The organism is Agrobacterium bohemicum, from assembly GCF_001562555.1.
Lineage (GTDB): Bacteria > Pseudomonadota > Alphaproteobacteria > Rhizobiales > Rhizobiaceae > Agrobacterium > Agrobacterium bohemicum.
Map to the genome: position 1 here is coordinate 603,871 of NZ_KQ961023.1, position 24,733 is coordinate 628,603.

General features: G+C 57.9%; 25 protein-coding genes and 1 pseudogene. 19 read left to right on the forward strand and 7 right to left on the reverse strand.

Going from position 1 to position 24,733, the window contains the following annotated elements:
• Positions 1–14 precede the first annotated feature (14 nt).
• On the reverse strand, positions 15–635 hold the full coding sequence (locus tag ATO67_RS02960) for an LOG family protein (RefSeq protein WP_067643996.1): 621 nt from the start codon (positions 633–635) through the stop codon (positions 15–17).
• Between the two features lie 154 nt (positions 636–789).
• On the opposite strand from ATO67_RS02960, the gene ATO67_RS02965 reads away from it, so the two are divergent.
• The 6 genes from ATO67_RS02965 (at position 790) to ATO67_RS02985 (ending at position 7,372) form a co-directional block, all read left to right on the forward strand.
• Positions 790–2,850 (forward strand): LysM peptidoglycan-binding domain-containing protein, encoded by a 2,061-nt coding sequence (locus tag ATO67_RS02965; RefSeq protein ID WP_067643999.1) that lies wholly within the window; start codon positions 790–792, stop codon positions 2,848–2,850.
• Positions 2,851–2,968: 118 nt separating this feature from the next.
• Positions 2,969–4,855: an ABCB family ABC transporter ATP-binding protein/permease gene (locus ATO67_RS02970; protein ID WP_067644002.1), complete on the forward strand. Its 1,887-nt coding sequence runs from the start codon at positions 2,969–2,971 to the stop codon at positions 4,853–4,855.
• A gap of 191 nt (positions 4,856–5,046) precedes the next feature.
• Complete coding sequence (locus ATO67_RS02975; protein ID WP_067644005.1) at positions 5,047–5,745, forward strand: phosphatidylserine decarboxylase; 699 nt, start codon at positions 5,047–5,049, stop codon at positions 5,743–5,745.
• Between the two features lie 23 nt (positions 5,746–5,768).
• Positions 5,769–6,626, forward strand: coding sequence for a CDP-diacylglycerol--serine O-phosphatidyltransferase (gene pssA / locus ATO67_RS02980; RefSeq protein WP_067644008.1), 858 nt, complete (start codon positions 5,769–5,771; stop codon positions 6,624–6,626).
• Positions 6,627–6,807: 181 nt separating this feature from the next.
• A complete protein-coding gene (locus ATO67_RS23685; RefSeq protein WP_280939997.1) occupies positions 6,808–6,942 on the forward strand; it encodes a hypothetical protein in 135 nt (44 codons plus the stop codon).
• A 220-nt stretch (positions 6,943–7,162) separates the two neighbouring features.
• Positions 7,163–7,372 carry a diguanylate cyclase domain-containing protein gene (locus ATO67_RS02985; protein WP_067644011.1) on the forward strand — a complete coding sequence of 70 codons (210 nt, stop codon included), beginning with the start codon at positions 7,163–7,165 and terminating at the stop codon, positions 7,370–7,372.
• 10 nt (positions 7,373–7,382) lie between these two features.
• On the opposite strand, the gene ATO67_RS02990 is transcribed toward ATO67_RS02985, so the two are convergent.
• Together ATO67_RS02990 and ATO67_RS02995 are read right to left on the reverse strand one after the other, a co-directional pair.
• A complete protein-coding gene (locus tag ATO67_RS02990; RefSeq protein WP_067644014.1) occupies positions 7,383–8,132 on the reverse strand; it encodes an SOS response-associated peptidase in 750 nt (249 codons plus the stop codon).
• 3 nt (positions 8,133–8,135) lie between these two features.
• Positions 8,136–8,422: pseudogene (locus tag ATO67_RS02995) on the reverse strand (YnfA family protein).
• A gap of 193 nt (positions 8,423–8,615) precedes the next feature.
• Here ATO67_RS02995 and ATO67_RS03000 point away from each other — a divergent pair.
• From ATO67_RS03000 to ATO67_RS03035, 8 genes are all read left to right on the forward strand, one after another.
• Complete coding sequence (locus ATO67_RS03000; protein WP_067644017.1) at positions 8,616–9,035, forward strand: NUDIX hydrolase; 420 nt, start codon at positions 8,616–8,618, stop codon at positions 9,033–9,035.
• 104 nt (positions 9,036–9,139) lie between these two features.
• Positions 9,140–9,523, forward strand: coding sequence for a TIGR02301 family protein (locus ATO67_RS03005; protein ID WP_245303801.1), 384 nt, complete (start codon positions 9,140–9,142; stop codon positions 9,521–9,523).
• A 104-nt stretch (positions 9,524–9,627) separates the two neighbouring features.
• On the forward strand, positions 9,628–9,885 hold the full coding sequence (locus ATO67_RS03010) for a hypothetical protein (RefSeq protein ID WP_067644020.1): 258 nt from the start codon (positions 9,628–9,630) through the stop codon (positions 9,883–9,885).
• Between the two features lie 14 nt (positions 9,886–9,899).
• Positions 9,900–10,643 carry a hypothetical protein gene (locus ATO67_RS03015; RefSeq protein ID WP_067644026.1) on the forward strand — a complete coding sequence of 248 codons (744 nt, stop codon included), beginning with the start codon at positions 9,900–9,902 and terminating at the stop codon, positions 10,641–10,643.
• Between the two features lie 72 nt (positions 10,644–10,715).
• Complete coding sequence (gene ygfZ, locus ATO67_RS03020) at positions 10,716–11,564, forward strand: CAF17-like 4Fe-4S cluster assembly/insertion protein YgfZ (protein WP_067644029.1); 849 nt, start codon at positions 10,716–10,718, stop codon at positions 11,562–11,564.
• 2 nt (positions 11,565–11,566) lie between these two features.
• Entirely contained in the window at positions 11,567–12,178 is a 612-nt protein-coding gene (locus ATO67_RS03025) for an HD domain-containing protein (protein ID WP_082760123.1), read from the forward strand.
• Positions 12,175–12,693 carry a tyrosine phosphatase family protein gene (locus ATO67_RS03030; protein WP_067644031.1) on the forward strand — a complete coding sequence of 173 codons (519 nt, stop codon included), beginning with the start codon at positions 12,175–12,177 and terminating at the stop codon, positions 12,691–12,693. Before ATO67_RS03025 ends, ATO67_RS03030 begins: the two co-directional genes overlap by 4 nt.
• A 72-nt stretch (positions 12,694–12,765) precedes the next feature.
• Entirely contained in the window at positions 12,766–13,590 is an 825-nt protein-coding gene (locus ATO67_RS03035; RefSeq protein ID WP_067644034.1) for a mechanosensitive ion channel family protein, read from the forward strand.
• Between the two features lie 41 nt (positions 13,591–13,631).
• On the opposite strand, the gene ATO67_RS03040 is transcribed toward ATO67_RS03035, so the two are convergent.
• From ATO67_RS03040 to ATO67_RS03050, 3 genes are all read right to left on the reverse strand, one after another.
• Entirely contained in the window at positions 13,632–14,432 is an 801-nt protein-coding gene (locus ATO67_RS03040) for an ABC transporter permease (protein WP_067644037.1), read from the reverse strand.
• Complete coding sequence (locus ATO67_RS03045) at positions 14,429–15,217, reverse strand: ABC transporter ATP-binding protein (RefSeq protein WP_067644040.1); 789 nt, start codon at positions 15,215–15,217, stop codon at positions 14,429–14,431. The genes ATO67_RS03040 and ATO67_RS03045 overlap by 4 nt, the downstream gene beginning before the upstream one ends.
• Before the next feature lie 177 nt (positions 15,218–15,394).
• Entirely contained in the window at positions 15,395–16,435 is a 1,041-nt protein-coding gene (locus ATO67_RS03050) for an ABC transporter substrate-binding protein (RefSeq protein ID WP_067644042.1), read from the reverse strand.
• 282 nt (positions 16,436–16,717) lie between these two features.
• Between ATO67_RS03050 and ATO67_RS03055 the strand changes: the two genes are divergently transcribed.
• The 4 genes from ATO67_RS03055 to ATO67_RS03070 are packed head-to-tail and all read left to right on the forward strand — an operon-like array spanning position 16,718 to position 22,651.
• The gene (locus tag ATO67_RS03055) at positions 16,718–18,292 is read left to right on the forward strand and encodes a VOC family protein (RefSeq protein WP_067644044.1); all 1,575 of its coding nucleotides are present in this window, start codon (positions 16,718–16,720) and stop codon (positions 18,290–18,292) included.
• A gap of 45 nt (positions 18,293–18,337) precedes the next feature.
• Positions 18,338–21,103, forward strand: a complete 2,766-nt coding sequence (locus ATO67_RS03060; RefSeq protein ID WP_067644047.1) for a DUF2339 domain-containing protein — start codon at positions 18,338–18,340, stop codon at positions 21,101–21,103.
• A 53-nt stretch (positions 21,104–21,156) separates the two neighbouring features.
• Entirely contained in the window at positions 21,157–21,798 is a 642-nt protein-coding gene (locus tag ATO67_RS03065; RefSeq protein ID WP_067644050.1) for an HD domain-containing protein, read from the forward strand.
• Between the two features lie 7 nt (positions 21,799–21,805).
• Positions 21,806–22,651: an MOSC domain-containing protein gene (locus ATO67_RS03070; RefSeq protein WP_067644286.1), complete on the forward strand. Its 846-nt coding sequence runs from the start codon at positions 21,806–21,808 to the stop codon at positions 22,649–22,651.
• Here the strand turns inward: ATO67_RS03070 and ATO67_RS03075 are convergent, their stop codons facing one another.
• On the reverse strand, positions 22,652–23,386 hold the full coding sequence (locus tag ATO67_RS03075) for a class I SAM-dependent methyltransferase (RefSeq protein ID WP_067644053.1): 735 nt from the start codon (positions 23,384–23,386) through the stop codon (positions 22,652–22,654). It lies immediately after the preceding gene.
• A 152-nt stretch (positions 23,387–23,538) separates the two neighbouring features.
• On the opposite strand from ATO67_RS03075, the gene ATO67_RS03080 reads away from it, so the two are divergent.
• Positions 23,539–24,729, forward strand: a complete 1,191-nt coding sequence (locus tag ATO67_RS03080) for an MFS transporter (protein ID WP_425352177.1) — start codon at positions 23,539–23,541, stop codon at positions 24,727–24,729.
• Positions 24,730–24,733 lie beyond the last annotated feature (4 nt).

The window sequence follows — 24,733 nt, forward strand, 5'->3', positions numbered from 1 at the left end:
GACGCTCTGAAGTCTCACAACTGCGAGATGACCGATGGATCGCCTTCCGGGTTTTGCTGCGCTTCGGCGCGTTCGATGATGGCGGGAACGATATTGGCGATATCATCGATGACGAGCGGGTTCAGAAGATGCGCGCGGTGGATGAAGCCCTGATCACGCATATGGCGGATCAGTTCCAGCATCGGGTCCCAGAAGCCGTTGATATTGGCGAAGACCATCGGCTTGGCATGACGGCCAAGCTGTGCCCATGTCATGATCTCTACGATCTCTTCGAGCGTGCCGATGCCGCCAGGCAAGGTGACGAAGGCATCTGAGCGCTCGAACATCATGTGCTTGCGCTCATGCATGTCCTTGGTGATGATCAACTCGTTCAATTGTCCGAGAGAATGGCGTGTTGCTTCCATATCCACGAGGAAATCCGGTATGATGCCGGTGACTTCGCCGCCGTTGGACAGCACGCCGCTTGCAACGGCACCCATGATGCCCTTTGTGCCGCCGCCATAAACGAGGCGAATGCCGTTTTCGGCGATGGATTTTCCGAGAAGGCGTCCCGCTTCCATATAGGCCGGATCACGTCCGGGTTGGGAGCCGCAATAAACGCAGATGGATCGAATCGGTGTATTTTCTTCAGTCATGGCACGAAGGAACTATGGGCTGGCCGATCCGTCAAGAAAATTTGGGGACTGACAGCCCTGAAACACCGCTTTTGCAGGGGTGCCGCTTGTGCGCGCACGACTTAGACGCTAGCTATCGCAACGTAAAGACAAGAACGTTACCCGGAGATAGATAATGAACAACAAAAGGGCCGGACTGCTGGCACTTATCGTGCTCGGTGTCGCGACGCTGCTCATGGTCTTCTTCGTTCTTCCACGCATATCGAGCGACGACAAGCCGATTGGTGATGTGATCAATCAGGCTGGCAACGACGTCAAGAACAGCGTGGAGATGGGTGGCGAAAAAGCCGGCGACCTCCTGTCGGATGCTGCGAAGGATACCGCCAACATCGCCGAAAAGGTCGGCCGACTGGCTGAATCGGCAACGCAGTCCATCAAGGACATGACCGGCCGTTTTGCAGACAACAAGGTTCCGTCCAACGAAGAGTTCGCCGCCGCCCGCAAGCGCGTCGAGGACTCGCTGAAGGAACTTGATAATGTCGATATTCCTGAATCTCTCGATGAGACCACCTCGCGGCTGATCACCACGGCGCGCACCGCCGCTGAGAGAACAATGGCCTTCCTGCGTGGCTTGCCAACGGATGCAACCGCGGCCGCAGCCGAGGTTCGTCGTCTTGCTGGCGTCTTTGCCGGCACCGACGATGGTGCGCCAATACCGGAAAAACCGGCGGCAGCGCCTACGGGTCCAGCAACCACGCCTGCCCCGGCATCGGCACCTGCCGATGCGGCGAAGGTGCCAACCTTCGATGTGCTTCGCGTTGAGCCGGATGGCTCCGCCGTTATCGCGGGCAAGGCTGTTCCCGGTTCGAGGCTTGAAATCGTCAACAACGGTCAGGTCATCGCGCAGACGACGGTTGAGGGAAGCGGCGATTTCGTTGCCGTTCTCGACAACCCGCTGAAGCCCGGCGATCACGAAATCATTCTGCGCTCAACCGGCAAGGATGGCGCAACAGTACAATCTCAGGAAACGGCAACTGTCGCCGTGCCAGCACAGAAAAACGGCGAGCTTCTTGCCATGGTGACGACACCGGGCAAGGCAAGCCGCCTGATGAGCGTGCCTGACGCCGCACCGGGTGCAACGCCGCCTGCGGAAACCACACCAACGCCAGCACAGCCGCAAACGGCAAATGCTGCGCAACCGCAAAATAATGCAACGACGGCTCCCGCAAGCCAGGCGCCTGCTGCCACGCCGCCATCCGAAACCGCTGCTATCCGTGTTCTGGCCGTGGAATTCGAAGGTTCGAAGATCTTCGTCGCGGGCTCAGCTCCCGCCGGTGCTGCCGTGCGCGTGCTGGTGGATGACAAGCAGATCGGCAATGGCAAGGCGGAAGCGTCCGGCAGTTTCGTGATAGAAGGCGATGTCGATCTCGCAGTCGGCAATCATATCGTCACGGCGGAAGCCTTGGATGCGGCTGGCAACGTGACCGTTCGGGTACGTGTGCCGTTCGCCCGTCCCGAGACGGATCAGGCCACCGTTGCCATGCAAAAGGCACCGGCCGAGCCATCTGCCGATACCAATGCCGCTGCTGCCCAAACGCCGGGCGCTGTCAGCGATCGCTCCGCATTCGAAGCACTGCGCATCGACGTGACGAAAGCGTTCTCCATTCTTTCCGGGCTCTACAAGGACGGCAAAACGCCTGCTCTGGAAGAGGTGGCCGCAGCGAAATCGGCAACGGCGATCGCGCTGCGATCCCTGTCTGAATTCCGTACCGCCGCTACTGCGGACACGGCGTTTACGACTTTCACCGGTGACATCGCCGCCAAGGCGCGCGCGCTGTTCACGATCATCGATGGATTGCCAGCAAACGTCGCGGCAGTTGGCAAGCAGATTGCCGGACTGGCAGATCGCTTCGCAGAACTGAATGCCCCCGCACCAGCCTCTGCCGATGCCCCTTCGGCGCAGGCGCAGACACAGGCGGCGCCGGGTCCCAAAACGTTCGAGCAGGCACCTCTGGCCCACAGCGATAGCGCTGTCATCATTCGTCGCGGCGATACGCTGTGGCAGATTTCTCGCCGCGTTTACGGCCAGGGCGTGCGTTACACCACCATTTATCTCGCCAATCAGGACCAGATCAAAAATCCTGATCTCATCGAGCCGGGCCAGATTTTCGGCGTTCCTGAAAATGCCTTGCCGAATGCGGAAGAACTTCATCGCAAACGGTTGATGCGAAACTAAGTCATGCTCTCGCAACACTGCGAGTGTTATGTGCCATATTATTTAATGTCAGAACGGCGGCTCGGATCAGTGGGCCGCCGTCTTGCTGTCTGCCGCTCGGCAGACGCCGGAGCATGTTATGACCGACCAGAAAAAGACGATTTCAGCGGATGCGGGCAACCCGCTGCAGACCATCATCAATCTGTGGCCCTACATGTGGCCGCAGGGCAGACCCGACCTCAAGATGCGTGTGGTCTGGGCAACCGTCTTTCTGATCGTTGCCAAATTCGTGCTGATTTCCGTCCCCTATTTCTTCAAATGGGCAACGGACGCGCTGAACGGCAAGCTGGATATGGCGGGCTTCGTTCCCGTTTTCCTGCTGGGTGCCGTGGCTTTGGTTCTCGCCTATAATCTGACGCGCCTCATTCAGATCGGTCTGAACCAGTTGCGCGATGCGCTGTTTGCCAGCGTCGGCCAACACGCTGTTCGCCAACTGGCTTACAAGACCTTCGTGCACATGCACCGGCTGTCGCTGCGCTTCCATCTGGAGCGCAAGACCGGCGGTCTGTCCCGCGTTATCGAACGCGGCACGAAGGGGATCGAAACCATCGTCCGCTTCACTATTCTTAACACCACACCAACGATCATCGAGTTCCTGCTGACGGCCGTCATCTTCTGGCTGACCTATGGTTTCTGGTATGTCGCGGTGACTGTCGCAACCGTGTGGGCCTATATCTGGTTCACGATAAGGGCCAGCAACTGGCGCATCGGCATTCGCCGCTCCATGAATGACAGCGACACAGATGCCAACACCAAGGCGATCGATTCGTTGCTGAATTTCGAAACCGTCAAATATTTCGGCAACGAGCAGATGGAAGCCAATCGTTTCGATGCCTCCATGGCAAAATATGAGAAATCTGCGACCGCGATCTGGACATCGCTCGGCTGGCTCAACTTCGGCCAGGGCGTGATTTTCGGCATCGGTTCGACGGTGATGATGGTCATGTCGGCGATGGCCGTACAGCGTGGTGAGCAGACCATCGGCGACTTCGTTTTCATCAACGCACTTCTGTTGCAGCTTTCCGTACCGCTCAATTTCATCGGCTTCGTCTACCGGGAAATCCGTCAGGGCCTGACCGATATCGAAGAGATGTTCGACTTGCTGGAAGTGGAGGCGGAAGTCGTGGATGCGCCGGATGCCAAGGAGCTGCACATCGGCACCGGTGCGCTCTGTTTTCGCGATGTACGATTTGCCTATGACCCCGAACGGCCTATTCTCAAGGGCATTTCGTTCGATGTTCCCGCGGGCAAGACGGTGGCCATTGTCGGGCCATCCGGTGCGGGCAAGTCTACGCTGTCGCGCCTCCTCTATCGCTTTTACGATATCCAGAGTGGCTCGATCACTATCGACGGGCAGGACGTTCGCGATGTGACGCAAAAAAGCCTGCGCTCCGTCATCGGCATGGTGCCGCAGGACACGGTACTGTTTAACGATACGCTCGCCTATAACATTCACTACGGGCGGCCGGATGCAACCGAGGCGGACGTGATGGCGGCAGCCGATGCCGCGCAGATCAGCGGCTTCATCGCCAAGCTGCCAAACGGCTTCCAGACCATGGTCGGCGAACGCGGCTTGAAACTTTCCGGCGGCGAGAAGCAGCGTGTTGCCATTGCCCGCACCATTTTGAAGGCACCGCCCATTCTCATTCTCGATGAAGCGACGTCGGCGCTCGATACCCATACCGAACAGGAAATTCAAAGCGCACTGGACGTGGTGTCAAAAAACCGTACCACGCTCGTCATTGCCCACCGGCTTTCCACGGTCATCGGTGCGGATGAAATTATCGTCCTGAAGGACGGCATGATTGCCGAACGCGGCACCCACGCATCGCTCATTGCATCCAGCGGGCTTTATGCCTCCATGTGGAGCCGCCAGCGCGAGGCCATTCAGGCAGAGGAACGGTTGCGCGAAGTGCGCGAGATGGACGATCTGGGCGTCGTGGACCGCGGTGAACCCGCGCATTGACCGGTATAACAGCGCTTGCGCACTGCGACACATTGCTCCGGGCGCTATTTGCCTGTAGTCACCAATGCGTGTTTTGTCGCGTCAGGACATGTATATTGTCGTTGAGTGACTATATGCAGCATGTCGCGCAAAACTGTGCAGCGGTTTTGCGACAATGAGCAACCGACCATAATTTCGGAGAAGAATGATCAATGAATCTGTTCGACACAATTCGCAACACCATCGTGCCAATCCATAAGGAAGGTTATGTTTTTGTTGCCGCCTTTTTCGTGGCATCCCTGGTGCTTGGCTGGATAGCCGAACCGCTTTTCTGGGTGGGTCTGGTTCTGACCGCATGGTGCGCCTACTTCTTCCGCGACCCCGAGCGTGTGACGCCACAGGATGACGATCTCATCATCAGCCCTGCCGATGGTAAGGTTTCTGCCGTGATGACCGTCGTACCGCCGCTGGAACTGGAACTTGGCAAAGAGCCTATGGTTCGTATTTCCGTGTTCATGAACGTGTTCAACTGCCATGTGAACCGCGCACCCGTGCGTGGCCGCATCATCAACGTTGCCTACCGCCCCGGCCTGTTTCTCAACGCCGAAGTCGACAAGGCCTCCGAAGACAATGAGCGCAATGGCCTCGTTATCGAAACAGCACATGGCAAGGTTGGCGTCGTGCAGATCGCAGGCATGGTTGCCCGCCGCATCGTCTGCTGGGTAAAGCCGAACGAGCCCGTCGATGCCGGCGAACGTTTCGGTCTCATCCGTTTCGGCTCACGCCTCGACATCTTCCTGCCGGAAGGTTTCCAGCCGCGCGTTTCCATCGGCCAGACGGCCATTGCCGGTGAAACGGTTCTGGCGGAGTTCGGCTCGGCCAAGGGTCCGCTCGTCAGCCGTCGCGGTTGATCAAACGACAGGGAAGCAGCACCATGGAAACGCCGACGTCCGAAGCAAGCGCCAACGGCAAACCTGAGATCACCAATGACAGCGGACGTGGGCCGCGCTTGCGGGAAATCCCGTTGCGGCTCGTCATTCCCAATCTCGTCACTGTCCTTGCAATTTGTGCAGGTCTGAGCGGCGTTCGCCTCGCCTTCGAAGGCCGGTTCGAGCTGGCAGTCGCCATGGTTTTGCTGGCTGCGTTCCTTGATGGTGTCGATGGACGTCTGGCGCGGATGATGAAAGCGACGTCCAAGTTCGGCGCACAAATGGATTCGCTGGCCGATATCGTGAATTTCGGCGTTGCCCCTGCCCTCGTAGTTTACGCGTATCTGTTGGACCAAGCCCGTTCGCTGGGCTGGATCGCCGCCCTCATCTACGTCATCGCGGCTGGTCTTCGCCTGGCACGCTTCAACGTCATGACCGAGCGCGAAGTCAAAGCGCCCTGGCAGAACGAGTTCTTTGTCGGCGTTCCCGCCCCAATGGGTGCCATGCTGGTTCTCTTACCGGTCTATCTCGGCTTCATCGGAATAGAACCCGGCAAGACTTTCGCTTATATTTCGGCGGCTTACACTGTCTTGATCGCCTACTTCCTCATCAGCCGCCTGCCCGTCTGGTCTGGCAAGTCCGAAAGCCGCATCCGCCGTGACCTCGTGCTGCCCGCAATCCTCATCGTCGTGCTTTATGTCGCGCTGTTGATGAGCTTCACATGGGAAGTGCTGGTTCTAACGGTTCTCGCCTATCTGGTCTTTCTGCCGTTCAGCGCCCGTATCTGGCACAAGCGCTATGGCACGCTGACCATCGAGGATGTCCATGATGACCACGGCGGCGGCATGGACCGAGGCCTTTAGTTCACTCGAACAACCGCCAGCTTCATTGCGGCGGTATGATGTCTGTGAGTGAACACGAAATGTCGCAGTCTGTAGTTTTCAATTGATTAAAATTGCCTCGAATTCGTCATGATTTCCTTCGAGAGAGGTTTCCAGGAACGGCGTCAGATCGACGCGTTCAAGGGGAACATCGGAGACAAACATGAGCGAGACACAGAAGACGGAATCGGCGGTGAAGCCAGACCTCAACAGCCATTACAGACCGCTCGGCCTGAAGGCTGTCGCAGCAGCTGCAATGATGCTGACACGCAAGCCCAAGGCACCAAAAGCTGCCTGATTGCCAGCGGTACAGCTTTCGTAAACACCGCGTTCGAGCATTTCGTTACTCGCTCATCTCCAATAGAAACGGCACCTTTTCAGGTGCCTTTTTTGCGTGTTTCTTTCGTCAACGAATGGATAACGCCGTTGAAACTCACGTAAAGGCCTGCTGTTCACGCCGAGTAAAAACTATTGGAAGCCTTTCCACGATTATATTTTCGCGATTCTTTTTTGGATAATTGTTTCTGCCCCATCTGTTGCGTCTGGAAATAGAGCGCAATGGCCAGGCCTTAAGCAGTGCCGATCTGGCACTGACGATTTCCATTGGCGTGGTGGAAGTCGAGAAAGACGGTTCAATCGACCAACACCTGACGGCCGCCGACCAGTTGCTCTATATTGCCAAGGCCAATGGGCGAAACAGCGTCTATTCGAATCTCGAAACGAGATGATCAACCGCAATTAAAACAAAGACAGTTGTACATCGTCTCTCGGCGCGGGAGCCAGCACTTCCGCAACCGGTTCCAGCAGGTCGGGGCCGGTATTTGCGACCTTGTTGACCTTGCCGGACACCGGAATCATCTCGAAAAAGTCCTCGTCTGCGGCTTTCATCAGATCGAGAACGTCGCGAGGCTCCTGCGTCTTGCAATCCAGCCAACGGCTGAAATCCTCTGGCGAAATCACCACCGGCATACGGTCGTGAATGCGCGCGATGGAGCGGTTGGCGGCGGTGGTCAGTATCGCGCCGGTATCCACCTCGGAGCCATCGGCGGAAGACCATGTTTCCATCAAGCCTGCAAATGCGATGATGCCGCCCTTCCTGGGCTTGATGTAAAAAGCCTGCGGTTTTCCGCCCTCTTCCTTCGCCGGTCTGCGCCATTCGTAAAATCCCGTAGCGGGGATGAGAACGCGTCGGTGGCGCATCGCGGCGCGGAAAGAAGCCTTGCCGATGGCCGTTTCAGAGCGGGCGTTGATCAATAGCGGAAATTCCTTGGGGTCTTTTACCCAGCCGGGCATGAAGCCCCAGCGCACCAGCATAGCCTGCCGGTTCGGCAGGTTGCTTCCCGGTTCGGGCTGCGCGCCTTCCACGACAATGAGAATCGGTTGCGTCGGCGCTATGTTGAACCGTGCCGGAAAATTCTCCAACCCGATCAGGTCCAGATAGTCCGCCACCTCTTCCGGGGTCACATTCAATACAAACCGACCGCACATGGCCTAACCCCTCGGTCCGAACAGAATGAGCGAAGCCCCGGCAATGCAGATGACGCCACCCGCCACATCCATATCAACGACGCGACAATATAGATGCCGCCATAAGCCGCATAGGCCCTGCCCGCTGCCTCCGTCGGAACAAGGGTCAACAACCACGCGAAAGCCGCAAGAGCAACCATTCCCGGCACCAGCCAGCCGACGGATTTACCCATGCGCAGCCACGCCCAGAATGCAAAACATCCGGCAATTTCCGCTAAAGCCGCTGCGACATAGATGAGATAGAGTTTCATTTCAATTTACCCGCGAACGTAGATATGGAGTTTGCGATTCCTTCGGCGCATCATATCCGAAGCAATCCAATATTGAATGCCGTGCCTGAAGCCCGCCCCTATTCTCGGTATTTTCCCTACAACGGGAAGATGCCGCCACGTTTCCTGCAAGGTTGAGCGCATAATGGGATGTCTAACCTTATGAGGACACCGCATGCCGCTGCCCCAACCAGCCTCTTCCGCAATCGTCCGCCGGGGCGACCGTTTGCTCCTCGTGCGGCGTATCAACCCGCCATCGCAGAATATGTTTGCATTTCCCGGAGGCAGGGGTGAGCCCGGAGAAACGCCGGAAGAGACGGCCCTTCGTGAACTTCAGGAGGAAACCGGCATTGTTGCGCGTCATCCACAGCTTTTCGCAACATATGATTTGCCGACATTCGACGCAGCAGGTGTGCTGACGAGCCACTTTTTCCTGTCTGTCTTTACCGTGGAAGCGGACGAAGACACGGCTGTGGCGGCGGCGGACGATGCTATCGACGCTGGCTGGTATACGCTCATAGAAATCCGCGCGCTGCCTGCGCCCGACAGCGTTGTGGAATGCGCTGAACGTTTGCTGGGCCAGTTGCAATGCTGAGCAGAATCGCGGCTAGTTGGTGCCAAGTTGTTGAAACGACATGTCGGGTAATGCGTAAACTGATGAAACGACGGATTTTGCTCTCTCTTCTTTGTGGCCTCGGCATGTGCTTGCCGTTGGCGTCGCAGGTTGGCGCGCAGCCGTCCGTAAAGTCAGTGCCGCCGCCAGCGCCGGTCGACAAGCCCGCGCCCTACGATAGCCAGATGGCTCGGCTGTCGGAAATTCTGGGGGCTGTCCAATATCTGCGAACGATCTGTCCGGCGTCCGGTTCGGAAGAATGGCGCAAATCGATGAACGATCTGCTTGCCGCAGATACGGCCAGCGAACCACACCGCAAACAACGCATGACCGCCGCTTTCAATCGCGGTTACCGTACGTTTGCGGCGGTGCACACGGCCTGCACGCCCGCTGCAATCGCAGCAGAAGAGAAATACCGTAACGAAGGCGCAACACTGGCACAAGAAATAGCGTCTAGGTTTGGAAATTAGAGGTTTATTAACCTCTTTTGGCTGCAGGCCGTGCCGTTTTGATAAAAGACTGTTAGAGTTGTTAACAGGGTGGTAACGAGTTGCCTGCCTGTCGAGGATGAAAGATGCAAACAAGCCGTAACGAAATCCACGATATGATCGTGCATGAAAAAATGCAGGTCGCGCTGGAACATCAGAACGAAGCATGGGCCGATGGTATGGCCGATGGCATCGAGCCGGAGATCATCGCCGACGCCGCTATTGCTCTGGCCATGCGCGAAACCATCCGTATGCATGGCGAGGCAGGCGCTGAAGCGATGCTCGAATCGCTGCGCCAGCGCATGCTCGAGGGCGAATTCTCTCCTCTTCGTATCATTCAGTAAGTCGGGGTTCATTCATGTCTTGCTCCAGCAAGAGGCTTTTGCGGTCTTCTGCCGCGCTTTGCTTGATGTTTTCGCTGGCATTCGTCAGCGTTCCCCATAGCGCCTATGCTCTGTCCGAGCTTCGACCAGCGCCGGACGCCGCAAGCGAGAACGAAAAGCCGACAGAAAAGCAGCAGCCGGTCGAGCCTGAAGCAGTAGAAGGCGATTCGGATGGCATTCCCATGCCGGACCCGCTGGTAAACCGCTCATCCGGGCAGCAGGCAGCGCCTGACAAGCCCGACGCGCCGGCGATTTCAACACAGATCGAGCATAACATCAGCAAGGCACCAGAGCCGGTTCGCCGTCTGCGCCAATTGATCATCGACGCTGCCTCCACTGGAGACATTGAAAAACTGCGCCCGCTCGTCAATCCCGGCCCCAATCAGGCGCGTGTGGATGGCGACAGTGGCAATGACCCGATTGCCGCGCTCAAAAGCTTTTCCGGCGATCCAGATGGGCTGGAAGTTCTGGCCATCATCATCGACCTCCTGTCCGTTGGTTACGCGCATGTCGACGTCGGCACGCCTGACGAGATGTATGTCTTCCCCTATTTCGCCGGAAAGTCGCTCACCACCCTGACGACCCCGGAAAAGGTGGAACTGCTGCGCATCATCACCGCTGGCGATCTGGCCGACATGCAGGAATACGGCAATTACAGCTTTTACCGCATCGGCATATCGCCTGACGGCCAGTGGAAGTTCTTTACCGCGGGCGACTAGCCGCTTACGCTTGCCGTAGCGCGTCAAAAACCCTAACTGTTCGGGTGACAACAAACCCGAACGGTAACGCCCATGCCCTCCGCCTATTTACCAGATCGCAGATTCATCCGTATTTCCGGCACCGGAGCCACGGATTTTCTGCAGAACCTGATTACCCCCGATCTCGAATCGCTCCCTGACGGTGAAGCTCGCGCCGGTGCGCTGCTGACACCGCAGGGCAAGATCATGTTCGAATTCCTGATCTGGCGCGATGGCGTTGACTATGTTCTGGAAACCGGCGCAGATCAGCAGGATACCCTGCTTCGCCGCCTGACCATGTACAAGCTGCGCGCACCTGTGGATTTGGCGGTAGGTGACGTTGAGGGTGTGAGCGTATTCTGGGATGAAAGCGGCCCGGAGGGATCCGTCAAGGACAGCCGCTTTGCAAAAGCGGGTATCGACCTTTACCGGGTTCCGGGTTCCGGCGCATCCGGTGAAGCATCCACATATGATGCGTTGCGCATTGCCAACGGTGTGGTCGTGGCAGGCGCCGATTACGCGCTGAACGATGCCTTTCCGCACGATGTGCTGATGGACGTGAATGACGGCGTTTCCTTCCGGAAGGGTTGTTTCGTGGGGCAGGAAGTCGTCTCACGGATGAAGCACCGGGGCACGGCAAGACGGCGTGTGGTGACCGTCACCGCCAGCGCAGACCTGCCAGCAACCGGCACCGAAATCATCGCAGGTGGCAAACCCATCGGCACCCTCGGAACCGTTCTCGGAACAACGGGGCTCGCCATCATCCGCACGGATCGCGCTACCGATGCGATGGCGTCGGGTGCCGACATCACCGCAGGCGGCGTCACCGTTATCGTCACCCTGCCCGCATGGAGTGGCCTCAGCTTTCCCGCCACAGACCCGACAGCGAGCGCGGAGGACTGAGGGTGGCGGCTGCGAAAACTCCGCGTGCGTGGCAACGCATGCTGTCCGGCCGCCGACTGGACCTGCTGGACCCCTCTCCTCTCGATGTCGAGCTTGCCGATATCGCCCACGGCCTTGCGCGCGTGGCACGCTGGAACGGCCAAACCCGCGGCGACCAGGCCTTCTCGGTGGCTCAACACAGCCTGATCGTCGAGACCATTTTCTGCCGCATGGATGCAGGGGCTACGCCCGAGCACATGTTGATGGCGCTGCTGCATGACGCGCCGGAATATGTCATCGGCGATATGATTTCCCCCTTCAAATCGGTGGTGGGTGGCGGATACAAGAGTGTGGAAAAGCGGCTGGAGGCGGCCGTGCATCTGCGTTTCGGCCTGCCGCCGCATGCCAGCCGCGATCTGAAAGACCGCATCAAGAAGGCAGACACGGTGGCGGCTTACTTTGAGGCGACCGAGCTTGCCGGGTTTTCGATGGTGGAGGCGCAGAAGTTTTTCGGACTGCCACGCGGCATCACCAAAGACATGATCGACATCGACCCGATGCCGGCGCTGGAAGCACAACGCCGTTTCGTCGAACGCTTCGAGACCATCGAACTGCTAAGAAAAGAAAAGCCATGAGTGCTATCGTTGTGTCGCCGCTTTCCAGAATTGCGGAAATGGCTGTTCGTCACAAATCACGCGAAATGGTGACGCTGATCGCCAAGGAGCAGGCTTTTCACCGCCCTGCCGTCATCGCTGCCGAGCGCCATCTGACGCTGCAAATGAACGATATTTCCTTCAAGGGCACCGACAAGCTGATCGCACCCGATGACGTGCATGTGCAGCAATTGATCGACTTCGCTCATGGCTGGGATCAATCCGCGCCGCTTTTGGTCCATTGCTGGATGGGCATTTCCCGCTCCCCGGCAGCGGCCGTCATCGTCTCGCTGACGGTCCACCCGGAACAGGACGATGCTGTTCTGGCCGCGCGGCTTCGCAGCGTTTCCCCCTTCGCCACGCCCAACACCCGTATTATTGAAATCGGCGACCGTTTGCTGGGTCGTGGCGGCGCGCTGATCGCGGCGATCAAGACGATAGGGCGCGGTGCGGATACCGATGGCAACGTACCTTTCGTTTTGCCGCTTCAGGCGTGATCGCAAAAAAAGCGGAACTCTGCCGGGTATCGTTCGTTACGAAATTAAACACATTGAACAGAGGCAGTTTTTATGGACCAGCAGGCTACCGATATCCTCGTCGCATCTCAGGCGGCATTGCGCCAGGCAAGCGCACTGATGGTTCAATATTCCTTCTCGATCGTCGGGGCTATCCTTCTCCTTATCGTCGGCTGGATTGCCGCAATGCTGTTGCAGCGCTGGTCCTTTGAGGGTCTTTCGCGCATACGCGGTTTCGATGAAACGCTGGCACGGTTTTTCTCAGGTGCTGTCAGATACATCGTCCTCATCCTCGTCCTGGTCATGGTTCTTGGACAATTCGGCGTACAGACCGCCTCGATTCTGGCCGCGCTCGGTGCAGCCGGTCTGGCCGTTGGTCTGGCACTTCAGGGCACGCTGCAGAATATTGCGGCAGGCATCATGCTGCTGGTTCTGCGTCCTTTCCGCGTCGGCGAATATATCGAAACAAGTGCCGTAACTGGTACGGTCGTTGAAATCGGCCTGTTTGCCACAGAGTTGAAAACCAGCGACGGGCTTTACCGCCTGGCACCGAATTCCACCTTGTGGAACGTGCCGATTACCAATTACAGCCGCTTTCCCACCCGTCGTCACGAGCTGAGTGTGACGGTACCGAAGGGCGAGAGCCTCAAGGAGACGCAGGATATGCTGTTGGACATCGCTCGTTCGGACAGCCGTGTGCTGCTTGACCCGGCACCCACGACGTTCATCGATACCGTCACCAATGACAGTGCGACCCTGACCTTGCGTTACTGGGCGCGCAGCGAAAACTTCTTCGTGACAACGCGTGCGGTGACGAAGTCACTGAAGCTGGCATTCGACGAGAGGGATGCGCAGATCAGCGAACAACCCGCGCAGTAGAACATGCAACAGGAGGCCGATCATGACCGGCCTTTTTGTGATTACTGCCCCATGGTCGAGCGGTGTGCCCAGCCGGTCATGCGTTTTTCGATCCAGGCCATGACCGCGTACATGGCAATGCCTTCCACCGCCAGCATCAGCAGGCCAGCGAACACCAAGGGAACGTTGAACTGGCTTTGGGCTGAGCTCATCATATTGCCAAGGCCGTAATTGGAAGCAACGGTTTCCGAGACGACAGAGCCGACGAAGGCTAGTGTGATGGCGATTTTCAGCGAGCCAAAGAAATAGGGCATGGAGCGCGGAATGCCCACCTTCAGCATGATGTCCATCTTCTTGGCCCCTAGCGCCCGTAGCACATCTTCGGTCTCAGGCTCGATGGTGGCAAGACCGGTGGCGACATTGACGACGATGGGAAAGAAGGAAATTAGAAACGCCGTCAGCACCGCAGGCACGGTGCCAATGCCGAACCAGATGACGAGAATGGGCACCAGCGCAACCTTGGGAACGGCATTGAAACCGATCATCAGCGGGTAGAGCCCGGCATAAATGGTTTTTGACCAGCCGATGAAAAGGCCAATAGCGAGACCTGCAACGACCGCAAGCGCAAAGCCGAGCGTCGTCGTATAAAGCGTTTGTAGCGAATTCTTCCAGATCGGCGACCAGTATTGAATGATGGCCTGCCCGACGCGCACCGGCGATGGCAAAATGGTCTGGGGCATTTTCAGCGCGTAGACCGACAGCTCCCAGAGCAGAAACAACGTCAGCGTATAAAGCCAGGGCGCGGCCTTCACCCAATTGATGCGGTCCATCAGCGGCTTGTTTGGCTGGGCTGAAGCGCTCATGCAGGCACCCTCGCCTGCGCAATTTCACCGTGAAGGCGCTGGACCATGTCGTTGAAGTCCTTCTCATACATGAGATCAAGCTGGCGCGGGCGTGCGAAAGGCACATGATGTTGCGCCAACACCCTGCCCGGCCTCGCGCTCATGACGAAGACCTTGTCAGCCAGGAATGTCGCTTCGCGCAAATCATGCGTCACGAGGATGATGGTGACACCCTGGGCTGCATGCAGATCGCGAATCACGCACCAGAGTTCTTCGCGTGTGAAGGCATCCAGAGCGCCGAAGGGTTCGTCCAGCATCAACAGTTCCGGTTCATGGATCAGCGCACGGCACAGATTGGCGCGTTGCTGCATGCCGCCTGACAATTGCCATGGAAATTTCGAGCCGAAGCCTTTGAGGCCGACGATATCAAGCAGGTGCTCAGCCTTGGCGACATATTCCGCCTTGTTCGCCCGTAGCCTGCGACGGTGCTTTTCAACGATTTCCAGCGGTAGCAGAATGTTTTCCAGCGTCGTGCGCCATGGCAGCATGGTGGGGTTCTGAAACGCCATGCCGACGATCGACACCGGCTTCGTTACCTGGCTGCCAGCAACGATGACGTGGCCCTTTTGCGGAATATGCAGACCGGTAACGAGCTTCATCAAGGTTGACTTGCCGCAACCTGAAGGGCCGACGACGGCGGCGAACTCACCCTTGTCAACGGTCAGATCGAGGCCCGACACGGCAAGTGTTCCGGCAGCGCCACCGTAGCGCATGTCGACACCATCGATTTCGACGAGATGAGGCATGCCTGTTCCTATAGTTCCAATTTTCAGTGCGTTTAGGAGGTGTCGGAAACGTTACCCGATATTCTACGTCATCCTCGGCTCTGAGCCGAGGATCCAACCGTCGAGACAAACGCAACGATTAGTCGGGTCAAGCCCGAGCATGACGAGCGGGGCGGTGTGTGGGCTACCCTTATCCAATCAAGGCAGCATGCGCTCTGTCTTCGGCGGCAGGTAGCTGGCGTCGAAGACCTGTTCAGCCTTCACATTGCCCTTCAATCCAACCGAGACTTTCAGCGTTTCGATGGAAGCTGCCAGACGGGCAGGATCAACCCCGCCCATGCCGTTTTCGATGACATAGGGTGTCTTGATGTTCATGGCATTGGCCATGTTCAGGCGCTGCAATTCGATGTCGGTGTTGAGCGTTTCATTGCGCTTCAAGACCGCTGCTACGCCCTCTTCCGGGTTCTTGACCGAGTCGGCAAAGCCCTTTGCCAGCGCCTTCAGGAAGCCTTTCACGGCTTGCGGGTTTTTCTCTGCGAAATCAGTGTTTACCAACACGGAGTTGCCATAAAGATTCAGACCATGTTCTGCCATCAGAATGGTGGAAATGTCGTCATCCGCAATGCCTTGGGCCTTCAGGTTCAGGATGACCGAAAAGGCAAAGCCGAAAACGGCGTCCACATCGCCTTTCGCCAGCATCGGCTCACGAACCGGAAAGCCGATGGACTGGATGTCGATCTTGCTGTCGTCGATCTTCGCGACCTGCTTGAACGCCTTCCACTGAGCAAAGGCGCCATCCGGCGGCGGCGCGCCGAGCTTCTTGCCTTCCAGGGATTTCGGATCGCCCGTCACACCCAGGGATTTGCGACCGACGACCGCGAATGTCGGACGCTCATAGACCATATAGACGGCCTTCACCTTTTGGGTGGGGTCTTCGTCCAGAAACTTCATGACGGAATTGATGTCACCGAAGCCCATCTGGTAGGCCCCAGTCGCGACACGCGGAATGGCTTCAACCGAGCCGTTGCCGCTGTCAATGGTCACGTCAAGCCCTTCGGCCTTGAAGTAGCCCTTGTCCAGCGCCAGCAGGAAACCGGCAGATGGACCTTCGAATTTCCAGTCCAATGTAAATTTGATGGGTGTTTCCGCGTAGGCTGGCGCTGATGGTATCGAGATACCTGCGAACATACCAAGAGCGGCCATAGCCGCCGTTCTTGCAAACAGCCTACGCTTCAACATCCGATACTCCCCCTGGAGGCATTTTTTATATTGAGGCCATACAACTCAATTTCTTCCGGGATGGCAAGCGCTAATAGCGTATTTTTTGATCACGAAAAAGATATGATTAAATTATAGTCTCATCGCTGCTTTGATGAGCGTTAGAAGGGTGTATTTGAGCAAATCGTCATCATCGTCACGCGATTGTTCACAATGGAGACGCATCGTTCTCAAATCACGGGATTGCGAAAAACCCCGCGCCGAAGGACATAGGATGCAGACAGAGACACGGGAGACAAATTCATGGCATCAGGCCTTGGCATCCACCACATCACCATGATTACCCGCAAGGTGCAGGCCAATGTGGATTTCTACGCGGGCTTTCTCGGCCTGCGGTTGGTCAAGCGGACTGCCGGTTTTGAAGATGCCATGCAGCTTCACCTGATTTACGGCGATCACGCCGCCTCGCCCGGTTCTCTCATGACCTTTCTCGTCTGGGAGGACGGCGCGCGCGGCCGGGTTGGCTATGGCCAGACGCTGGAGGTCTCGCTTGCCATCGACCCCGCCAGCATTGGCTTCTGGCTGACACGGGCACTTTCTGCGGGCATCCGCACCGAAGGTCCGATGGAGGAATTCGGTGAACCCGTCATTCGTCTGAAAGACCCTGACGGCCTTATTCTCAAGCTGGTCGGCACCACCGCCTTCCCTATCGCAACGCCACACGAAGCGCCCGGCATTCCGCTGGAACATGCCATTCGTCGCATCCGTGGTGCGACGATGTTGAGCGAAGTGCCGGAGGAAACCGAGCGCTTTCTGGCGCGGTATTTCGGCTATGAGCGCAACAGCCAGCACGGCGCCATTCGCCGTATGGCGTCAGCAACGGGCGACATCATCGATATCCGGGATGCGACGGGCTTCTGGTCCAGCGCGCCCGGCACCGGCACGGTCGATCACATCGCTTTTCGTGCCGCTGATATGGATGAGTTGAACGAAACGCTTCGGGCGCTGAAATCCCTCAACTCCTCCACCACCAACGCGCATGACCGCAAGTATTTCTCCTCTCTCTACGTCAGAGAACCCGGTGATGTGCTGATCGAAATGGCGACCGATGCGCCTGGCATGACGGTGGATGAACCTTTGGAAACATTGGGAGAGGAACTGTTCATCCCGCCGCTTTTCATGCGCGACGAAGAGGATGTGCGCGTGGCGTTACCGCAGTTTTCGATGCCCGGAGAAGAACGCGTCATCTATCGCGACCTGCCTTTCGTGCACCGGTTCTACACGCCTGCCGAGCCGGATGGCAGCACAATCATTCTGTTGCACGGTTCCGGCGGCAGTGAAACCAGCCTCATGGCTCTAGCTCACAAGGCCAATCCGCATGCGACGCTGCTCGGCGTTCGCGGACGCAGCACGGAAGAAGACATTGCTCGCTGGTTTCGGCGCTTTGCCGATTCGACCTTCGATCAGAAGGACATCGTGGCGGAAGCGGAAGCCTTTGCCGCCTTCATGGATGATGCCCTGCGCGTTTATGATATCGATAAGGCAAAGCTGCGCTTCATCGGCCATTCCAACGGCGCCAATTTCCTCGCCGCCTTCTTTGCGCTTTACCCCGAATTTGCCGCAGATACCCTACTTTTGCGACCAATGCCGGTGCTGACGCACTGGCCGGATGCCGATCTCTCCGGCAAACGCCTGACACTGGCGGCGGGCAAAACGGACCGCTACCGCGACAGAGCCGACGCGTTGAGGGAGCACCTGATCCGCAGCGGCGCCGATGCCGAAGTGACGGTTCTGCCGCTGGGACATGAACTGGGGCTGGACGATGTCGAACTTGCCAAGCGGTGGATAAGTGCGACACCCACAACCGGCCTTGCATAAGCCGTTAGAAAAGGCTTAAAAAACAGGACCATATTCGGGGTTCTTATGACACTGTTCCTGTTTCTGCTTATCGTTGGCTACGTCGTTGCCTTCTTTTACACGTTGAATGCCAGCATCAAAAACTCCAGACGGCTTTTGCTTGTCGAATCGGAGTTGACGAAGCTGAAAGCGCAGATCGCTGCTGGCGGGGTGGTCGCCCTCCCCACGCAGGACGCGCCAGCCGTAGAAGAACAGGAAACTTTGCCCGCAGCGTTCCAGGCTGATGTTGCGCCACACGATGCATCCGAAGAAACCCCGGTTGTTGCCGCACAGGCTGTCCCTGATGAGAAGCTGACGGAAGAAGACGCTGAAACCTTCACGCTTCCAGCAGCCGCTCGTCCGAAGGAAAGCTTCGAGAGCAAGCTCGGCGCACGCTGGGCGGTTTGGGCTGGCGGTCTGGCGCTGGCGCTCGGCGGCATTTTCCTTGTCAAATACTCCATCGAGAGCGGTCTTATCAGCCCTGCCGTCCGCCTTGCCATGGCGGCAATCTTTGGCATCTTGCTGGCCGCGGCCGGCGAAGCGATCCGTCGCAAGGCGGTTCCCGGCATTGCCACCGCATACTCCAACGCGATGATACCGGGGGTATTAACGGCAGCGGGCGCACTGACCCTGTTCGGCGTTACCTATGCCGCCTACGGTATTTACGACTATATCGGCCCCACGACCGCGTTCATCCTTCTGGCGCTGGTCGCCTTCGCAACGTTGGCCCTGTCGCTGTTGCATGGTCAGGCGCTTGCCGGGCTCGGCCTTCTCGGCTCCATGGTCACACCGGCGTTGATTTCCACCGAAAGCCCGAATATCTGGGCGCTGTTCGGCTTTCTTACCGTGTCATGGCTTGCCACAGCGGCTGCCTCCCGTACACAGCGCTGGCACTTCGTTCCCGCACTTGCCAATGTCGGCCTTGGCCTTTGGGCCGTTGGCTACATGATATTTACGCCGGTTATCGAGGCGGAACCCGTCATCGCCAGCCTTGTTGCGATGATTGCCGGTTCGATATGGGTCTGGCCCGGAAAATACCACGGCCAACCCCGCAACCTCAGCACGTATGCGCCCCGTTCGGACAGCTATTTCCCCGCTATCGCGGAATTGCTGAGCAGGCCGCCGTCCAATCTCAACGTAACCCTATCTCTGGCCATCGTGTTACCGGCTCTCGCATTTTCTGTCATAGAAACCGGTGTAACGATGCATCCGGCCTTTGCAATGGCGGTTCTCGTTCTGGGTCTGGCAGCAATGGGTGCGGGGCGCAACCATGCCGTCTGGCCCGCCATCTTCGCATCGCTGGCAGCTCTTGGCTGCGCCAATCTGCTGGCAGGCTTCGGCGTCAATTACCTGCCGACGCTGGGTGATGGTACTACGACGCTGTCCGCCGTCGGTATCAACGATGCGGTGCAGGGACCCGTGACCCGGATCATGGGCATTCTCTTTCTCCTGTTTTCCTTCGAGGCGATACGACGGAAGACATCGAAAGACCCCTCTTTCGGAACTCTCTGGGCCATCATCGGCGCGGTCGTTCCGCTGGGTCTCGGCATCATCAGTTTCGTGGAATTTGGCAATCTTACCCGCGACTGGCTGCATGCGGCCTATGGTTTATCGATCGGCCTGGTGCTGCTGGGTGGCGCCTACCGGCTGGACCTGAAACGGGATGACGCCTTCATCGCGCCCATCAATGTCATGGTTCTCGGCTCCTTCCTGGCTTTCACCTTCACCGTTCACACGCTGACGTCAGGGCTTGCCACCACCCTTCTCATTCCCGTCATTGGCTTTGCCTATGTGCTTGGAGCACAACGCAGTTCCTGGGCGGCATTGCCGTGGACCATGGCGCTGGCCTGCCTTTTCGTACTGGGCCGCATCGCCTGGGAGCCGACCATCGTCGGTCCGCAGAACCTTGGGACGACGCCTGTTTTCAACGCGCTTTTGCCGGGATACGGCGTTCCGGCCCTGCTTGCCATCGCATCCGCATGGTTGCTGCGCGGCTGGCCCGGCGTGCGTGTGCGCAACTTCCTGCAAGCCATTGCCAGCCTCATGGGGCTATTGGCTATCGCCATCCTCGTTCGCCATGCCATGAACGGCGGCGTTCTGTCAGATACCGTGCCGACGCTGGGCGAACAGTCGATCTACACGCTGCTGACCATCGGCATGTCCGGCGTGTTGATGACGCTTGATATGAAAAGCCCAAGCCCGATTTTTCGTTACGGCTCGATGCTAGCGGGCGTCATCGCCATGTTCAATGTGCTGGTGGCGCATTTCTTTGCCCTCAACCCTTACTTTACCGGTGAAAGCACCGGGCCGTGGCCGCTCCTCAATCTGCTGCTGATCGGCTACCTGCTTCCGGCGGTGGCCTATGGCGGTCTGGCCTGGTATGCACGCGGCAAACGCCCTGCGCTTTATGTCACGCTGCTGGCGCTTTCCGGTGCGGCACTCGGCTTTGCGTGGGCAACACTGTCGGTTCGCCGGTTCTGGCAGGGCGAAAACATAGCGGACTGGAAGGGCTTCCTTCAGGGAGAAACCTATAGCTATTCCGTCGTCTGGCTGGCCATTGGCGTGTTGCTGCTCATTCTCGGGTCGCGCTTCAATGCGAAAAGCCTGCGGCTGGCCTCGGCGGCTCTGGTGTTTCTTGCCGTCGCCAAGGCTTTCCTGATCGATATGAGCAATCTGGAAGGCGTGCTACGCGCTTTGTCCTTCATCGGCCTCGGCGTCGTGCTGATCGGCATCGGTCTTTTCTACCAGAAGATTTTGACCGCCCAACCCAAAGCGGAGGAAGCGCAAGGGTAATTGCGCCTGCTTTCCTCGCGTCTTAAAAGCAACGGTCAAGACGGGGGAATCACATGCAGGCAAATGCCTTTGCGCCTTACGAGCAGCTTGCCGAAACGCTGATACCGCATGCGGCTGAAGGTGATGACGGATCGCATGATCTGGCGCATATCCACCGCGTGTTCCGCAATGCCATGCGCATTCACACACAGGAGGGCGGCAATGGCGTGGTGCTGGCAGCAAGTGTTTTGCTGCATGATTGCGTTGCCGTCGAAAAAAATTCGCCGTTGCGAGCACAGGCCTCTAGGCTTGCGGCGGAAAAAGCTTCGGGCATTCTGCGTGATATGGGCTGGAACGATTCGGACATCGAAGCTGTCGCACACGCCATCCTGACCCATAGTTTTTCCGCCAATATCCCGCCTGAAACTCTGGAGGCAAAAATCCTTCAGGATGCGGACCGGCTGGATGCCATCGGCATGGTGGGCGCTGCCCGCTGCTTCTACGTCGCCGGACGTCTGGGGTCAGCACTTTACGATCCCGCCGATCCCCTGGCAAAAAACCGTCCGCTTGACGACCGGCGCTTTGCCATCGACCATTTCGAGAACAAGCTGTTCAAACTGACGGAAGGTTTCCAGACAGAAACCGGACGACAGATCGCCGAAACGCGGCACGAACGGTTGCAGCAGGTGCTCGACCTGTTTCTGGATGAGATATGAGGCCATGATGCGCATTACCGAACTCAACATCTACCCACTGAAAAGCGCTCGTGGCATTTCGCTGGCCGAGAGCCAAATCAGCGCCGAGGGCCTGCCCGGCGACCGACGCGCCATGCTGGTCGATCCCGCCGGGCGCTTCATCACCCAGCGCGAGTTGCCACAAATCGCCACGCTCACGGTGAAAACCGGGCAAGAAGGCCTCCATCTTTCCATCGATGGCAAGGGGCATCTAATCGCCACGCCCTCTGACACGCGCATCGATGCAACGGTGTGGAACTCCATCGTCAGCAGCGCCGTGGCAACCGATGACGTCAATGCGGCGCTGTCCAGCTGGTTTGGCCGGGATATGAAGCTGGTCTTCTTCGATGAGCAGTCCAGCCGCACGGCAAATCTCGAATGGACCAGCAACGACACGCCTGTCACTTTCGCAGATGGATATCAGATCCTCGTCACCACCACCGCATCGCTGACTGCACTCAACGAAAACATGGCCGCCAACGGTGAAGACAGTGTCGGCATGGAGCGCTTTCGCCCCAATATCGTGCTGGAAACCGATGATCCCTGGGCCGAGGACCGCTGGGCGGCAATTGCCATCAACGGCATCCGCTTCGATCTCGTCAAACCCTGCGCGCGCTGTATCATGACCACCCAGGACCAAAAAACCGGCTCCCGCGAAGGCCCATCCCCCATGAAAGCCATGGGCCGCCTGCGCATGTCCGCCGACCGCCGCGTACCCGGACCGCTATTCGGATGGAACGTGACCCCGCGCGGCCAGGGATCGATCGCGGTGGGGGACGTTGCGACGATTGTCGAGGAACGCCCGGAAGGCTGGGCGTTCAAGAGGCGCGGCTGATCAGGGCTTTCTGGCTGCCACGATCAGGAAGATCGGGCGGCGATTTTCGTTTGCCATGTCCGGTCGCTCCGCAATCAAGGCCGCATCGGCCTTGGGTTCGGCCAGTTTTTCAATCGCGAAACCAGCGGCGATCAGCCCGTTGACGATACTCGACACCGTCCGATGATACTTGACGATATCATCCGCCATCCAGTTGGAATGGCGCTCGCCCTCCTGTTGGTAGTTGTCCAGCGGCCAGTGCAACACCTCGCCGTCTTTCCCGTAGTACCAGTCCTGCTTTTCCAGCGCCGTGAACACCGGATGCTCGATGGAAAAGACAAAAGCGCTCTGCGGTTTGAGCACGTCGAAGATTGTCTTGAAGCTTTCCTCGAGGTCCCGCACGTAATGCAGAGCAAGCGAGCTGAGGACGATATCGAAACTCTCTGATGGAAAGCCGATATCCTCTATGGCCCCAAGCCGGTATTCGATATTTGGTCCACCGTTGATCTCTGCTGCGCGCTCCAGCATGTTCTCCGACAGATCGACGCCGACCACCCGGCTTGCTCCTTCCGTCATGGCATAGCGACAGTGCCAGCCAAAACCGCACCCCAGGTCCAGAACTTCCTTGCCTTCGAAGGACGGCAGCATCGCGCGCAGCTCATGCCACTCCCCTGCCTGCTCCAATCCTCCGGTAGAGCGCGGCATCGCGCTGTAGCGGGAGAAGAAACCCGGATCGTCATAGATGTTCTGTTTCATCGCGCATTCTCCAACATCAACATTGCTCATCAATAGCCTTGATATAGGGGTCAAGAAAAGTCGTTGGTGAAACACTTCGGCAAAATGTAAACTTCATTTCCTGTCTGGAGATAATGCCCTTGTCCCGTATCGCCGCCTCTTCCACCAACCCGATGCCGTGGCTCATCATAACGACTGGTTCGCTGATTGCGGTTTTGACCTTTGGTCCCCGTTCGGCGATGGGCTTCTTTCAGCTACCGATGCTGGCCGATACGGGTTGGGATCGCTCCACCTTCGGTTTTGCTATGGCGCTGCAGAACCTTTTCTGGGGGCTGGGACAACCGTTTTTCGGGGCGCTGGCTGACAAATACGGGACTGGGCGAGTGCTGGTACTCTCAGGCCTGGTCTATGCTGCAGGGCTTGTCTGCATGTCGATCGGCACTTCACCCTTGTGGCTACATATTGGCGGCGGCGTGCTCGTCGGGCTTGGCATCGCTGCGGGTTCCTTCAGTGTGATTCTCTCGGCTTTTGCGCGTCACGTCACGCCGGATCAACGCTCCATGGCGTTCGGTATCGGCACGGCTGCCGGGTCTGCGGGCATGTTCATCTTTGCACCCATCAGCCAGGGATTGATCACCAACTATGGATGGTCTGACAGCCTCGTCTGGCTAGCGGCGATGATGTTGCTTGTGCCACTGCTGGCATGGCCGTTGCGCGGCAACTCCTCATCCGGCACACAATCTCAGGCTCAGTTTCAGCAGACGGCAGGACAAGCATTAAAAGAAGCGCTGGGACACAAAAGCTATCTGCTGCTGGCGACGGGCTTTCTGGTCTGCGGCTTTCAGGTGGCATTTATCACTGCGCATTTTCCGGCGTATCTCGGCGATATTGGTATCGAGCCACGCTATGCTGTCATCGCCATGGCCCTGATCGGTTTCTTCAATATTGCCGGATCGCTGGCAGCAGGTTTTATTGCCCAGCGATATTCCAAGCCCTATCTTCTGGCATATATCTATATCGGTCGTTCGATTGCCGTTACCGCATTTCTGCTTTTGCCGCAGTCGCCACTATCGGTCATTATTTTCGCGGCTGTGATGGGTATTCTCTGGCTTTCCACCGTGCCACCGACAAATGGCCTTGTCGCCATCATGTTCGGCACACGCCATCTCGGCATGCTCGGCGGCGTGGTGTTTCTGTCGCACCAGATCGGCTCGTTCCTCGGCGTCTGGCTGGGGGGCTTTCTTTACGACAAGCTTGGCTCCTACGACATAGTGTGGTGGCTGGGCGTTGCCATGGGACTTTTTGCCGCCGTGGTGCATTGGCCGATTGAGGAACGGGCGGTCGTCAGGCCAGCAATAGCATAGAAAC